Annotated in this window: 12 protein-coding genes; 6 read left to right on the forward strand and 6 right to left on the reverse strand. The window is 64.6% G+C overall.

Translation table 11 applies throughout. From position 1 onward, the window contains the following. The first annotated feature begins 53 nt into the window (after positions 1 to 53). Positions 54 to 986 carry an NHL repeat-containing protein gene (locus I8J29_RS34540; protein WP_090640910.1) on the forward strand — a complete coding sequence of 311 codons (933 nt, stop codon included), beginning with the start codon at positions 54 to 56 and terminating at the stop codon, positions 984 to 986. 167 nt (positions 987 to 1,153) lie between these two features. On the opposite strand, the gene nagA is transcribed toward I8J29_RS34540, so the two are convergent. Beyond that, positions 1,154 to 2,353, reverse strand: coding sequence for an N-acetylglucosamine-6-phosphate deacetylase (gene nagA / locus I8J29_RS29920; RefSeq protein WP_208850973.1), 1,200 nt, complete (start codon positions 2,351 to 2,353; stop codon positions 1,154 to 1,156). A 2-nt stretch (positions 2,354 to 2,355) separates the two neighbouring features. Further along, positions 2,356 to 3,078: a glucosamine-6-phosphate deaminase gene (gene nagB / locus I8J29_RS29925; RefSeq protein ID WP_208850974.1), complete on the reverse strand. Its 723-nt coding sequence runs from the start codon at positions 3,076 to 3,078 to the stop codon at positions 2,356 to 2,358. A gap of 196 nt (positions 3,079 to 3,274) precedes the next feature. On the opposite strand from nagB, the gene fni reads away from it, so the two are divergent. After that, the gene (fni, locus tag I8J29_RS29930; RefSeq protein WP_208850975.1) at positions 3,275 to 4,336 is read left to right on the forward strand and encodes a type 2 isopentenyl-diphosphate Delta-isomerase; all 1,062 of its coding nucleotides are present in this window, start codon (positions 3,275 to 3,277) and stop codon (positions 4,334 to 4,336) included. A 308-nt stretch (positions 4,337 to 4,644) separates the two neighbouring features. Here the strand turns inward: fni and I8J29_RS29935 are convergent, their stop codons facing one another. The 3 genes from I8J29_RS29935 to I8J29_RS29945 are packed head-to-tail and all read right to left on the reverse strand — an operon-like array spanning position 4,645 to position 8,181. Then, entirely contained in the window at positions 4,645 to 5,742 is a 1,098-nt protein-coding gene (locus I8J29_RS29935) for a Ger(x)C family spore germination protein (RefSeq protein WP_208850976.1), read from the reverse strand. Then, complete coding sequence (locus I8J29_RS29940) at positions 5,699 to 6,856, reverse strand: GerAB/ArcD/ProY family transporter (protein ID WP_208850977.1); 1,158 nt, start codon at positions 6,854 to 6,856, stop codon at positions 5,699 to 5,701. The genes I8J29_RS29935 and I8J29_RS29940 overlap by 44 nt, the downstream gene beginning before the upstream one ends. Further along, positions 6,853 to 8,181 (reverse strand): spore germination protein, encoded by a 1,329-nt coding sequence (locus tag I8J29_RS29945; RefSeq protein WP_208850978.1) that lies wholly within the window; start codon positions 8,179 to 8,181, stop codon positions 6,853 to 6,855. Before I8J29_RS29945 ends, I8J29_RS29940 begins: the two co-directional genes overlap by 4 nt. A gap of 206 nt (positions 8,182 to 8,387) precedes the next feature. On the opposite strand from I8J29_RS29945, the gene I8J29_RS29950 reads away from it, so the two are divergent. The 3 genes from I8J29_RS29950 to I8J29_RS29960 are packed head-to-tail and all read left to right on the forward strand — an operon-like array spanning position 8,388 to position 11,687. Then, the gene (locus tag I8J29_RS29950) at positions 8,388 to 9,395 is read left to right on the forward strand and encodes an MBL fold metallo-hydrolase (protein WP_240546586.1); all 1,008 of its coding nucleotides are present in this window, start codon (positions 8,388 to 8,390) and stop codon (positions 9,393 to 9,395) included. Positions 9,396 to 9,434: 39 nt separating this feature from the next. Next, a complete protein-coding gene (locus I8J29_RS34320) occupies positions 9,435 to 10,946 on the forward strand; it encodes a CapA family protein (RefSeq protein ID WP_276316354.1) in 1,512 nt (503 codons plus the stop codon). 6 nt (positions 10,947 to 10,952) lie between these two features. Continuing rightward, positions 10,953 to 11,687: a glycerophosphodiester phosphodiesterase gene (locus I8J29_RS29960; RefSeq protein WP_208850979.1), complete on the forward strand. Its 735-nt coding sequence runs from the start codon at positions 10,953 to 10,955 to the stop codon at positions 11,685 to 11,687. Positions 11,688 to 11,796: 109 nt separating this feature from the next. Here the strand turns inward: I8J29_RS29960 and I8J29_RS29965 are convergent, their stop codons facing one another. Next, on the reverse strand, positions 11,797 to 12,963 hold the full coding sequence (locus I8J29_RS29965; RefSeq protein ID WP_208850980.1) for an HD domain-containing phosphohydrolase: 1,167 nt from the start codon (positions 12,961 to 12,963) through the stop codon (positions 11,797 to 11,799). A gap of 196 nt (positions 12,964 to 13,159) precedes the next feature. On the opposite strand from I8J29_RS29965, the gene I8J29_RS29970 reads away from it, so the two are divergent. Next, on the forward strand, positions 13,160 to 13,622 hold a 463-nt coding region (locus I8J29_RS29970; RefSeq protein WP_208850981.1), incomplete at its 3' end, for a DUF92 domain-containing protein.

Genomic DNA, 13,622 nt, shown 5'->3' on the forward strand with positions numbered 1-13,622 from the left:
TCGCGGAATTTGGTATACTGATGGGGAAACTCATTGAAAAGGGGAAATGATACGTGTCCGAACAACAAATCATTGGCAGCGCATCGCACGCTTACGAAGTCGTCAGCGGATGGGGCAAGCTTCCGGAAGGCATTACGTACGGCTACACGCACGGCATCGTCGTCGATGAAAATGATAACGTTTACGTACATAATACGAGCAAGGATTCCGTCGTCGTCTTCGACAAGGACGGCAATTTCAAAACCTCGTGGGGCGCGGAGTTCGAGGGCGGCGCGCACGGCTTCTACCTGCACCGCGACAACGACGGCATCGAGTATCTGTACTTCGCGGACACGAACCGCGCGCTGGTCGTCAAGACGACGCTGAACGGCGACGTGCTGCTCGAAATCGGCGTGCCGGACCGTCCGGACCTGTACGACGCCGAGCGCCGTTACGTGCCGACGGACGTCTGCGTGGCGCCGAACGGCGACATCTATGTATCCGACGGCTACGGCCAATACCACATTCACCAATTCGACGCCAAAGGCCAGTACATCCGCACGTTCGGCGGCCGCGGCTCCGAGCCGGGCAAAGTCATCGAGCCGCACGGCATCTCCATCAACCTGCGCGGCGGAGAGCCGGAAGTATACGTGGCGGACCGCGGCAACGGCCGGATTCAAGTCTTCACGCTCGAGGGCGAGCACAAGCGCTTCGTCGACCATAACCTCGACAAGCCGTGCAGCTTCTACTTCTTCGGCGACGAAGTGTACCTGCCTGACCTGGACAGCCGCGTCACCGTGCTGGACGGCCAGGACCGCCTGATCACGCATCTGGGCGAAGACCAGAAGGCGTATAAGCAGCAAGGCTGGCCGAACCTGCCGAAATCGTACTACCGTCCGGACAAATTCAGCTCGCCGCACGGCGTCTGCGTCGACTCGCAGGGCAACGTGTACGTGGCGGAATGGATTTTCGACGGCCGCATCACGAAGCTGGTTCGCCAGAAGTAATCGCCTAACGCGATCCCTTGGAAGCAAGAAGCCCCTCGAAGCCGGCGCAGCCGGTGTCGAGGGGCTTTTTTTTGATTTGAAGTCTGCTTAGGTACGGCTGACGGTCATGAATAGCGGCATCCGGGAAAGTTAGGCTTTCCCGGATGCCGTCGGCCGCGGCGATCGACTCAGCCCGCTTGCGAGCCGCCGTGAACGAGCCGGCCCTCCACCCACGTATGGCTGACGTCCCGGAAATCGGCGTCCGTCAGGACAAGATCGGCCGCCAAGCCGATGCCGATGGCGCCGGTCGTATCCTGCAGGCCAAGCTGGCGCGCCGGATTGGCGCTCGCCATGCGGCTGACCGCCGCGATGCCGAGATCCGTGTGCGTCAGCATGAATCGTACCGCGTCGATCATCGTCAGCGTGCTGCCGGCGAGGCTGCCGCCTTCGCGCAGCCGGGCCACGCCGTTCACGACGTCGACCCCGAGCCCGCCGAGCTCGTAGCCGCCGTCGCCGAGACCGGCGGCGGAAATCGCGTCGGTGATGAGAATGACGCGGTCGCGCGGCTTCGCCTTCACGAGCAGGCGGATAGCAGCAGGATGCACGTGATGGCCGTCGGCGATCAGCTCGGCGTGGATGCGGTCGTCGCTCAGCACCGCGCCGACGGTGCCCGGTTCGCGGTGATGCAGCGCGCGCATGGCGTTAAACGTATGGACCGCCTGCGACAGTCCCGCTTCGGCCGCGGCTTCGACCTGCGCGTAAAGCGCGTCCGTATGGCCGGCGGCCGCCACGATGCCGCCGCGGGCGAGATGCGCGATGACGTCCGCCGCGCCCTCCTTCTCGGGCGCGAGCGTCAGCTGCTTGATCAAGCCGGGATAGCGGGACGTCCACGCTTCGACCCAATCAAGCCGCGGCGGCGAGATGAAGCTCGGGTTCTGGGCGCCGGGCCACAGCTCGCTGATGAACGGGCCTTCCAGGTGCACGCCCGCCAAGGCGGCGTACGGCATCGGCCGACCTCGATAGGCGGCCGACGCTTCGAGCACGGCTTCGATCGCCTCGCGCGAGGCGGTCACCGTCGTCGCGAGCATGCGCGTCGTGCCTTTGGACGCGTGGAAGGACGTAATCGCGTCGTAGGCCGCCGCGGATGCGTCCATGAAATCGGAGCCGAAGCCCCCGTGCACATGCATGTCGATGAAGCCCGGCAGCAGCCAGCCGCCGCCGCCGTCTACCTCCGCAAGTCCGTCGGCTTCGCCCGGGGGCAGATCGCCGCCCGCCGCGATTCGCGCGATTTTGCCGTTCTTCACCACAATGGCGGCGTCCTCGGCGACGGCGTCGCCGACGACCGCGTTCACGCCGCGAATGAGCCAGTTGCCTGCAGCTTCGTTCATGGTTACAATAACCTCCCTGCCTCTCGGTCGACCAGAACCGTCACGTTCTTGTGCGTCTGGAGCAGCGAAGCGGGCACCTCCGTCGTGATCGGTCCCTGCAGCGCCTGCTTGACGATGCCCGCTTTGTCCGCGCCTTTGACGACGAGCAAGATGGCGTCCGCCTTCAGGATGGAACCGACGCCCATCGTAATGGCTTGGGTCGGCACCTCGTCGAGGGAATCGAAGAACCGCGCGTTGGCCTCCCGCGTCGCCTGCTCGAGCTCCACGATATGCGTCCCGCCCTGCAGCGCGCGATCCGGTTCGTTGAAGCCGATATGGCCGTTATGGCCGAGTCCGAGAAGCTGAATATCGACGGACTGCTCTTCGAGCATCCGGTCGTAGCCGGCGCATTCCGCCTCCAAATTCGCCGCCGTCCCGCTGGGCAGATGCGAACGGCCGGCCGGAAGATCGACGTGGGCGAACAAATGGCGGTTCATGAACCGCGCGTAGCTCTGCTCGTGATCCGGCGACAGGCCGACGTATTCGTCCAGATTGAAGGTGGTCGCGTATTTGAAGGAGAGCTCGCCTTGCTCATACAGCTCTATCATTTTTTCATAAATGCCGATCGGTGTCGAGCCCGTCGCCAGGCCGAGCGTCGAATCCGGCTTCGCCTTGAGCGCGGCGGCAAACAGTCCCGCGGCGTAGCTGTCCAATTCGGTCGTCGTGTCGAATACTTTCACTTGCATGGTGATGGCCTCCCTAACTCCGTTTGCCATTATTATAAGCCAGTTTGTTTCGAACGACAATAAAAATGATTGTAAAAATCATTTTAACGAAAATTTCGATCAAAATTATCATTTCGCTGATGGAACTTGCGGCGCAGCCCGCAACTATGCCATGATGGATCAAAGGTTGCGAGGATGGAAGGGGCATACGTTCAGCATGACAGACAGCGTAAACGCGGAGCACGAGGCGACCGCGAACCGAAAAGGCGAGCATATCCGCATTTGCTTGGAGGAGCAGGTGCAAAGCACGGGGACGGGCCCCGGCTTCGACCGCTACCGGTTCCGGCACCAAGCGCTTCCGGAGCTTGATTTCGGCGGGATCGACCTGAGCGCCTCCTTCTTGGGCAAACGGCTGCGGACCCCGCTGCTCATCAGCTCCATGACGGGCGGAACGGACGCAACGGCCCGGATCAACGCGCGCCTCGCCGAGGCGGCGGAAGCGCGGGGCTGGGCGATGGGGCTGGGCTCCATGCGCGCGGCCATCGAGAACGAGGCGCTAGCGGCGACCTTCCGGGTGCGGCGGCTGGCGCCGAGCATTCCGCTCATTGCCAATCTCGGCGCCGTCCAGCTCAATTACGGCTACGGCGTCGATCAATGCCGCCGGGCGGTCGAGCTGGCGGAGGCGGACGCGCTCGTGCTGCATTTGAACAGCCTGCAGGAAGTGTTCCAGCCGGAGGGGAACACGGATTTCCGCGGGCTGCTGCGCCGGATCGGCGAAGTTAGCCGAAGCCTCGGCGTGCCGGTCGGCATCAAGGAGGTCGGCTGGGGCATCGATGCCGGGGCGGCGGCGGCGCTGCTCGACGCCGGAGCGGCGTTCATCGACGTGGCCGGCGCCGGCGGCACGTCGTGGAGCCAGGTCGAGAAGCACCGCGCAAGGGACGAGCTTCGCGCGGACGCCGCCGCGGCCTTCGCCGACTGGGGCACGCCGACCGCGGCTTGCGTCCGCGAGGTGCGGGCGGCGCTGCCGGACGCGGCGCTCATCGCGAGCGGCGGCCTCGCAAGCGGGGTCGACGCCGCGAAGGCGATCGCGCTCGGCGCCGACCTCGCCGGCTTCGGCCGCTCGCTGCTCGGCGGCGCGGCGGATCCCGGCGACGGCAGCGCCGAGCCGCTGATGCGCGTCATGGCGCGCATCGAATTCGAGCTGCGCGCCGCGATGTTCGGCATCGGCGCCGCGACGGTCGGCGCGCTGCGCGCGACGGACCGGCTGCTGCCGGTCTAGCGCGGCGGCGCAAGCACGCAAGAAGGGCAGGCCCGTCCGGAGAACGGCGCGCTGCCCTTTTTTGCTTGCCCGGCCGCGTTTGCCCGGCCGCGCTTGCCGACCGCGTTCGCGGATGCCAGCCGGCCTTGTCCGTGCGCGCGGCAAGCCAGCCTCTTCGCGGATGCTAGCCAAGTCGTGTTCGCGGTGCTAGCCGGCCTGGTCCGTCCGAAAGGCGAGCCGGCCGCGTTCGCGCATGCTTGCCAGCTTCGTCCGCGCGGCGCTAGTCGCGTACGTGTTTGCCTGCCGTTGCGTCCGTCCGCGCGCCGGCCTCATTTAACCAGCCCCGTGCCTTCGATCTTGACCTTGACCTTGACGTCGAATTTGAGCTGCGGGTAGATGCGCTGCCAATCCCTCCACGTCTGCTCGGTGCCGGCATGCGTTGCCCGGTAGCGGAGACCGAACCCGAACGGGTCGACCTCGTCCCGCTGCGCCTTCTTCAAGAACTTCTTGATCTCCGCCGCGATCTGCGCGTTGAAGATCCCTTCCAGCTCCGTCCAATTCTCCCCGTACACCCCGATCGGCGCCTCCTCGAAGATGCCGCTCACGTTCAGCCGCAGCTGCAGCACCTGCTCCCCGTTCACGTTCGCGAACTTGTAATGCGACGCGATGTTGTCGACGTTGATGACCATCGTCACGCCGTCCTTCACGGCGGCGACCGTCGATTTCGAGTCCTGGTACCGGATTTGGCTGTACGTCTCCGTCTCGGCCGGGGAGACGATGTCCACCAGCTTCGTCTTGTTGAGCAGGGCGATCCGGGTAATGGCGTATCCGGAATCGTCGGCCCGAATCACAGGCAGGATCGGGTCGAGGCCGTGTTCCTCATGCCGGCGGATGAAGTCGAACATATAGATGGGCACCAGGTACGAAGACTGCGTGCCGTCCTTGCCGAACATGAGGAACAGCGTATTGCCGGGATACCGTTCGGTCTTCGGCTCGACCTCGACGATCGTCTTGGCGTCCGGCTGCCCGACGGACATGAACGCGATGCTCTGCACGTCGCGCCGGCGGGACAGCCAGCGGAGAATTTCCGTGTAGTCCCGGCGGGCAAGCTGTTCGCCGATGACGAACACTTTGCAATGGCCGAAGTCCAGCTCCTTGTCGACGTGGGATTTGAGCAGGCGCACGGCCTCCGCGATGGACGTGGCGTCCATCGTCAAAAACTCGTTTTTGCCGGCGCCGGGCTCGACCTTCGGCGAGGGCACCGCCAGGCGCAGCGTGATTTTGTAGCCCTTCGCGCCTTTGTCCGTCGGATCGATGCCCATCGCGACGACGAAAAAACGTTTGTCGATGTCCCTGAAGCCGCATCCGCTCAGGGCGGACAAGCTAAGCGCCATCAGCGCCAGCAGCGTTAGTCGAAGTCGTTTCATGGCTCACCAGTTTCTTTTTTTTGCCGGAGCCGAACAGGCTCAGCGCGAAGATGAAGAGGACGGAGAGGATCTCCCCGTAGGCCCGCGCCACGATCCATTGGCTCGTAAACCGCAGGTTTTGCTTCTCGTCGAAAAAATACCCGTACGCGACCGTGAGCGCGGCGAACACGCCGACGATGACCCAGTTGGAGCGGGGCGTCCGGGCGGGGTCGATGTCCGTCTTCGGCTTCGGCAGGCACGCCTTGACCATCTCCATCGCCATATGCCAGCCGATGGTCGCGAAGATGAGCGACAGCATCAGATAGAGCAGCAGAAACACGAAGATGACCCGTTCGATGAACCCGTAGCTCATGATCAGCGTGTCCGAGGTGACGCTCCATACGTACAAATAGTCGGCGACGCCTTCCGTCCCGTGGAACCCGATCGGCACGATGAACGTCGTGATCAGGATCAGGCCGCAGAAGATCGGAAGAATCCAGCGGTACCGGAGGCGGAAGTTCGGCGAGAACAGCCGATTGAACATAAAAAAATTCATATAGCCCGTGAACACGAACAAAGCCGCGGCGAACGGCTCGATCCGGGGCGTGCGGTTCCAATAATGCGCCACCGTCCGGATGGCGTCCCAATCCAGCATCTGGCTGCGGACGGCTTTGAACAGCAGGAACAGGATGACCGGCGCGCAGACCATGAGGCCGACCTCGACGACGAACATGACCGTCAGCGTGGAGCGCGTCGCCGAATACAGGCAGACGAGCGCCATGAACACGAGCACGATGATCGAGCTGGTGTCGGGATTGAAGAACCGGTTGATCAGCACGGAGAAGGCGTACATCGAGATGGAGGCGGCCGTCAGCCACATGAACGCGCAGAACAGCAGGAACGGCACGGACAGCCACTTCGGCAGATAGAGCGACAAAATCTCCGGCAGTCCCCGTCCCGGAAACTTCCGCATGACGCGGGTGTACAGCAGGGCGAGCGTCGTGCCGACGACGGCGGCGCACAGCATCGACAGGATCGCGCCGTTGTACCGGTACTGCATCAGCATATACGGGACGAACAGCATCAGGTTGAGCAAGCTGACGAGCACGACATTGTAATAGAAGTAACGGCTCATTCCCGCGCCACCTGCCCGATGTCGGCCGATTGCGAGCGCGACCGCCCGAAGAGCCGGAAGTACGGCTTGCCGAAGCTGCGCAGATCGGCCAGGTAGACCAAGTAACAGAAGACGCCGAACGTGACCCCGGAGATGCCGAAGAAGATGGCGGGGATGATCAGCGGGTACTTCAGAAACCGGATCGCCGTCGACATGTTGTTGACGGGAATGACGAAGTTCGAAATCGCCACGACGGACGTGACGATGATCATGATGCTGCTGACGAGCCCCGCTTGCTGCGCGGCTTGCCCGAGGATGAGGCCGCCGACCGTCGTGGCCGTCGAGCCGATATACTTGGGCAGGCGGACGCTGGCTTCGATCAGCGATTCGATCATGAACAGCATGATGAAGACCTCCACGAACGACGGATACGGCACGGCGGAGCGGCTGCCGGCGATCGAGAAGGACAGCTGCACGCGGAACAGCTCCGGGTTGTACGACATGATCGCGACGTACAGCGCCGGCAGCGTAACGGTCAGCACCACGGCGAAATAGCGCAGCGTGATCATGGCGCGCGTCATCCAGAAGGAGTCGTAATCATCGTCCACGGCGTGCAGGAAGTCGAAGAAGGTGGAGGGCAGGATGATGGCGAACATGGAGCCTTGCATCATCAGGATCACCTTGCCGTCCTCGATGCCCGAACACACGCGGTCGGGCCGCTCCGACATCATCATCGACGGGAACAGGCGGTAACGGTCGCCGAGCGACCGGACGAGCTCGCCGGTGGCGGTATAGATCGGATCCGAGACGCGCTCGAGCTTCGCGCGGACGTGGCTGAGCACGGTGGCGTCGACCCGGTGCTTATCGTAGATGAGCACGATCCGGGATTTGGAGATCGTGCCGATCGTCCGTTCCTCGATGGCCAGCTCCTCGCTCGGGTAGCGGCTGCGGATGATGTTGATGGAATCGATCAAATCCTCGCTGAGCGCGATCTGCGGACCCATGATGACGGTTTCGACCATCGTCTGCGGGTTCTCGTTGCGGATGATCCGCGCAACGTCGAGCTTGTAGACCGTGCCGTTCAGGAGCACCAGCGCGAAGCCGTGCAGCAGCGTTTCGGCCCACTTGGCGGGATCGTCCACCTGCTTGAACGACGGGTTGCGCGCGACCAGCTCGTCGAAGGGATGTTCCTGTTTCGTAAAGGGGACGAGAATGAAATCGCTGACCTTGCTCTCGTCGCACAGCGAGGAGATATAGGCGACTTCGATGATGAGCGATTCGTTCTGCAGGCGGTCCATCGTCAAGTCCCGCGATTCGGCGAATAGCGTTCCGAGCCGGTTCAGCATGGCAGCGCGTCCTTTCGTGAAAATGATTGCCGGCACCGATCTGGAAACGGCTGGCAGCTTGCTTTAGTATGGATGGCCGATTAGAAAAATATGCCTCTTCCGGGATTTTGCCAGAATTGCGGCCGTACGGTACAATTGAACTCAGTTATGGCCGATTTCTTCGCGCGCGAGCGGTCTGAGGAAAACGGCGCCGGGAGGGCTTGATATTGGGCGGTTTGGCAGGTAGACCGGCCGCAACGCTGCGGCCGGAAGGAATCGTGCAGGTGAGGGTGCCGCTGCCCTTCTCGTTGAAGTGGGTCAACAGCTATTTGCTCCGGGACGACCGGGGCTATACCTTGATCGATCCGGGCTTGCACACGGCGGAAGCGGAGGCGTCTTGGGAGGCGGTCATGGCCGAACACGGCGTGGCGTTCGCGGATATTCATACGATCGTGCTGACGCATCAGCATCCCGATCATTACGGCCTGGCCGGCTGGTTCCAGCAGCGGAGCGGGGCGCCGGTTCGCATGTCGGCCGAAGCCTATGCCTACGCGCAGCGGCTGTGGGGGGCGGACGGCGGCGCGGCTTTCAAGGCGGAGCTGACGGCGCTCTACGCGCGCCACGGCATGCCGGCGGAAGCCCTCGCGACGCTCGGGCCGCATCTGGATAGCTTCGTGGCGAAAGTCGCGCCGCAGCCGGCGGTGACGTTCCTCGAAGCGGGGGAGACCGTCCGGATGGGGGGCGAGACGTGGCTGGCGATCGACGCGCCGGGCCATGCCGGCGGCCAGCTCGTCTTCTACGCGCCATCCAGAAAGTGGATGCTGTGCGGCGATCAGGTGCTGCCGACGATCACGCCGAACGTCAGCGTCGTGCCCGGCGAGGACGACCGGCAGCTGGAGCGGTTTCTGGGAAGCCTGCGGGAGCTGGCCCGGTACGACGTCGAGCTGGCGTTCCCGGGCCATCGGGAGCCGTTCGACCGATTCGCGGAGCGCGCGGCGGAGCTGGCGGCGCATCACGAGCGCCGGCTGGCGGAGATCGTCGGGCTTCTGCGGGAAGAGCCACGGACGGGTTACGCCCTGTGCATGCGGCTGTTCGGCGAGCGGATCGCCGGGGACGCGCATCATCTTCGGTTCGCGATGTCGGAGACGCTGGCTCATGTCTTCCATCTGGAGCACGGCGGGCGGATCGGCAAGCGCGGCGGCGAAGGCGAAGGCAGCTATACGTATTTTGCATAGAGGGAACGCGCCGTTCCCGGAAAAGGAGCACGCCCTTATATGGTAATGTCACGCTCGGAATCCCATCAACGCCGGAAACGGGAGCGGTCCAAGCGGCTGCGGCGGCTGGCCGTCGTCAATCTCGTCCTGCTGCTGGCCGTCGGCGCGCTCGCCGTCGTCTATGCGCTGCAGCGCGGCGACGGCGGCAGCGGCGCGCCGGATACGCCGGACGCCGCCGCGAACGCGAACGGCGGCTCCGCCGGCGCGGGCAAAGGCGCCGACGAAGCCGGCTCGCCGGCGCACGCGCCCGCGGCGAACGGGGAAGGCAGTCAAGAGGGCCAAAGCGGCCAGCAGGCCGGCAATGCCGGCGGGACGCCGTCGTCCGGTCAAGCGCAGGGCGGAGCGGGCGGCACCGGCGCGGCGAACGGCGGCGAAGGCGGCGGGAACGCCGCTGGCGGGGACGGACCGAAGACCGGCGGGAAGCCGGACGGAGGCGCGCCGGCGGGCGGCGCGGCGGGCACGGTCGCGGGCGCGAACGGAGGAGCGGGGAGCGGCGGTCCGGCCGCCCCGGGCTCGGGCGGGAGCGGCGCGCCGGCAGATGCCGGGGCCGGAGCTGGATCCGGAGCCGACGCGGCCAATTTGTCGTTCACGGGCGATATCTTGCTGGCGGCTTCGGTCGAGAAGCTCATGCTGAAGAACGGATACGGCTATCCGTACGCGAAAGCGCGCAACTACTTGCAGCTGTCCGACATCACGGCGGCGAATTTGGAGACGCCCGTCACGCTGCGCGGCACGCCGGCGCCGAATAAGCAGTACGTGTATAAGGCTTCGCCGGATGCCCTTCCCGCGCTGATCGACTCCGGCGTCGACCTGGTCAACCTGGCGAACAACCACACGCTGGATCAGGGCGAAGTCGGCCTGCTCGATACGATCGGTTATCTGAAGAAGGTCAAGCTGCCGAACGTCGGCGCGGGCCGCAACGACGCGGAGGCGTTCAAGCCGGTCATCAAGGAAGCGAACGGAATCCGGATCGCCTATCTCGGTCTGACGCGAGTCGTGCCGGTCGGCTCATGGAAGGCAGGCCCGAACCATCCCGGACTCGCGGAATCGTACTATCCGACGCGGGCGGTCGCCGCGATCAAGAAAGCGAAGGCGGAAGCGGACGTCGTCGTCGTCATGGTCCACTGGGGCACGGAGCTGGCCGACCTGCCGAACGCGGATCAGAAGCGGCTCGGCCATGCGTACATCGATGCCGGGGCGGATTTGGTCGTCGGCAGCCACCCGCACGTGCTGCAAGGGTTCGAATCCTATAAAGGCAAATGGATCGCCTACAGTCTCGGCAATTTCGTGTTCAGCGGCATGCCCGACAAGCGGACGGCCGATACCGGCGTGCTGGACGCGGCGTGCGGCGCCGGCGGTGCATGCTCGCTCGCGTTCCACCCGATGCGCGCGGTCCAATCGCAGCCGGCTCCGCTGGAAGGCGAAGAAGCCGCCGCGCTGCTGAAGCGGCTGGCGGGCATTTCCGTCCATGCGACGATCGACGCGAACGGCCTCATTCATGCGAAGGAGTGATGCTTCATGCTTAATCCTTGCGTCGCCCACCGGGGCGCCTCCGGGCTCGCGCCGGAAAATACGATGGCGGCGTTCCGCGCCGCGATGGCGTTTCCGTTCGTGCAGTGGATCGAACTCGACGTGCAGCTGTCCAAGGACGGCATTCCGGTCGTCATCCACGACGATTCGCTGCGGCGGACGGCGAAGAAGCCTGGCCGGGTGAGCGATTATACCGCGGAGGAGCTCGGCCGGATGGACGCGGGCGGCTGGTTCGGCAAGCCGTTCGCGGGGGAAGGAATTCCGACGCTGGAACGGGTGCTGGACGCGACCGTCGGACGCTGCCGGCTCAACATCGAGCTGAAGACGTACGGCGGCCGTTACCCGGGCATGGAGAAGAAGGTCGTCGACCTGCTGTACGCCAAGGGGCTGGAACATGACGCCGTCATCACGTCCTTCGACCGGAACGCGCTCGTCAAGGTACGGGAGCTGTCGAAGGACGTGCGGACGGGGCTGATCATCGACGCGCTTCCTTGGACCCTCGTGGAAGAGTTGAAGCGGCTCGGCGCCTCGTTCCTCTCCATCGGCTATACGCGCGTGTCCGAGACGCTGCTCGCGGATATGCGCAAAGCGAACCTGGCCGTCATGGCGTGGACCGTCAACGACGCCCCGATGATCAAGCGGCTGGCGGGCTTGAGCAGCACGCTGATGATCTGCACCAATTACCCCGACCGCTACGCGGAGGTCATGAACGCGAAGGTATAGGCCGGCGAAGCGCCGCCGGCATGACAAAGACGCATAGCCGCGGAAGTCCGCGCTATGCGTCTCGTTATTTGCCGCCGCATGCGCGCAGGGGGAGCGCATGCGGCGGGCATTATTCGCTATCGGCGTTATCCCTGTCCCGGTAACGGTTCCGAATCTCGATCAGCGCCGGCAGCTGTTCGAAGAAGACGTCGACGATGCGGGGATCGAAATGCTTGCCGCGTTCCTCGCGGAACAGGCCGAGGATGCGTTCGAGCTCCCATGCTTTCTTGTAGATGCGTTCGCTGCCGAGCGCGTCGAACACGTCGGCGACCGCGGTAATCCGTCCGTACAGGTGGATTTCTTCTTCCTTCAGCCCGCGCGGATAACCGGTGCCGTTCCACTTCTCGTGATGCTGGTAGGCGACGATCGCCGCGGTCTTGAGCAGCGCGCGGCCGGACGACCGGAGCAGCTGGTAGCCGACCTCGGTGTGCTGTTTCATCTGCTCGAACTCTTCGGGCGTCAGCTTTCCGGGCTTGAGCAGCACGGCATCCGGAATGGCGACCTTGCCGATGTCGTGCATCGGCGACACCATCCGCAGCAGCTCCGCTTCGTCGGCGGACAAGCCGAGCCCGAGCGCGAGAACGGCGGAATACTCGGCGACGCGCTTGACGTGGTTGCCCGTTTCATTCGAGCGGCTTTCCCCGATCTGGCCCATCGTGAAAATGATCTCCCGCTGCGTCGATTCGATTTCCTCCCGCAGGATGACGGATTCCAGCGACTTGCCGGCGTACGCGGCGGCGAGCTTGAGCTGCTCGAGATCCCGCGGGGTGAACGCCGCCTGCGGCGTCAGCTTGTTCACGGCCTGGTACGCGCCGATGATCGTTCCGTCGTTGCCGGCGAACGGCACGGTGACGACGGCTTTCGTCCGGTAGCCGGTCCGGAGGTCGGACTCGGGATGATGCCGCGGATCCGCGTAGGCGTCGCCGATCAGCAGGCTTTCGCCCGACGCGATGGAATTACCCACAAAGCCGCTGCCGAGCGGGAGGCGAATTTCGCTCGCGCCGTGCGCGATCATGGTGAACAGCTCCTGCTTCGCGCGGTCGATGAGCCAGACGGTGCAGCGGTCGGCGACGATCATGTCGCGACCCATGTCGGCCATCAGCAGCAGCACGCTGCGCAAGCTGCGCTCTCCGCTGATTTTCGCGGTATAATCGAAGATGATGCGAAGCAGCTCTTCCGGCGTCCGCTCCCGCGGAACGCCGCGTCCGTCATCGCGGTAATGCGGCGGCTCGTTCATGGACTGGAGACACTCCTTCACGTGGTGGCGGCGTGGCGCCTTGGTCGCTTGGCGTTTCGACGGTATGACTTACCTACTTATGTTCAACGCCAAGCCGCATAATCCTGCACGGAATCGGCAGATAAAGACAAATTTCGACAGAACGAATGTCGTATAATCGAAGAAGCGATCGGTTTCGCGAAGGAGGACGCGCAAGATGGACGTGTGGATACGAGCGGCGGCGGGGTTGGTCGGCAGCGCCGCGATCGCGGGCGCCGCGTACCGGCTTCGTTCGCTGTCGGGGTCGGGCGCCTGGTCGGCGGCGATCATGGGCACGGGCTACGTCGCGCTCGGCGGGCCGTTCTGGTTCGGGGCGCTGCTGGCGTTCTTCCTGTCTTCGACGCTGTGGTCGAAGTGGAAGCGCAGGCATGCGCGGAAGGAGGCGGCGGAGGCGAATTACGCCAAGACCGGCAGGCGGGACGCAATGCAGGTATGGGCGAACGGCGGGCTGGGCTTGCTGCTCTGCGCCGGGCATTTCCTGTGGCCGGCGCAGGGCTGGACGTACGCCTTCGCCGGCGTCATGGCCGCGGTGAACGCGGATACGTGGGCGACGGAGATCGGCGCGCTGAGCCGCCGGGCGCCGCGCTCGGTGCTGACCGGCCGCCGGGTCGCGGCCGGCG

The sequence above is a fragment of the Paenibacillus artemisiicola genome, from assembly GCF_017652985.1.
In the GTDB taxonomy this organism is placed as follows: Bacteria; Bacillota; Bacilli; order Paenibacillales; family Paenibacillaceae; genus Paenibacillus_Z; species Paenibacillus_Z artemisiicola.

Excerpts from the sequence above, each read along its gene's own strand:
- I8J29_RS29935 (WP_208850976.1), bottom strand. The coding sequence starts at position 5,742 with ATGAAACGACTTCGACTAACGCTGCTGGCGCTGATGGCGCTTAGCTTG.
- fni (WP_208850975.1), top strand. The coding sequence starts at position 3,275 with ATGACAGACAGCGTAAACGCGGAGCACGAGGCGACCGCGAACCGAAAA.
- I8J29_RS29960 (WP_208850979.1), top strand. The coding sequence starts at position 10,953 with ATGCTTAATCCTTGCGTCGCCCACCGGGGCGCCTCCGGGCTCGCGCCG.
- nagB (WP_208850974.1), bottom strand. The coding sequence starts at position 3,078 with ATGCAAGTGAAAGTATTCGACACGACGACCGAATTGGACAGCTACGCC.
- I8J29_RS34320 (WP_276316354.1), top strand. The coding sequence starts at position 9,435 with ATGGTAATGTCACGCTCGGAATCCCATCAACGCCGGAAACGGGAGCGG.
- I8J29_RS29945 (WP_208850978.1), bottom strand. The coding sequence starts at position 8,181 with ATGCTGAACCGGCTCGGAACGCTATTCGCCGAATCGCGGGACTTGACG.
- nagA (WP_208850973.1), bottom strand. The coding sequence starts at position 2,353 with ATGAACGAAGCTGCAGGCAACTGGCTCATTCGCGGCGTGAACGCGGTC.
- I8J29_RS29965 (WP_208850980.1), bottom strand. The coding sequence starts at position 12,963 with ATGAACGAGCCGCCGCATTACCGCGATGACGGACGCGGCGTTCCGCGG.
- I8J29_RS29940 (WP_208850977.1), bottom strand. The coding sequence starts at position 6,856 with ATGAGCCGTTACTTCTATTACAATGTCGTGCTCGTCAGCTTGCTCAAC.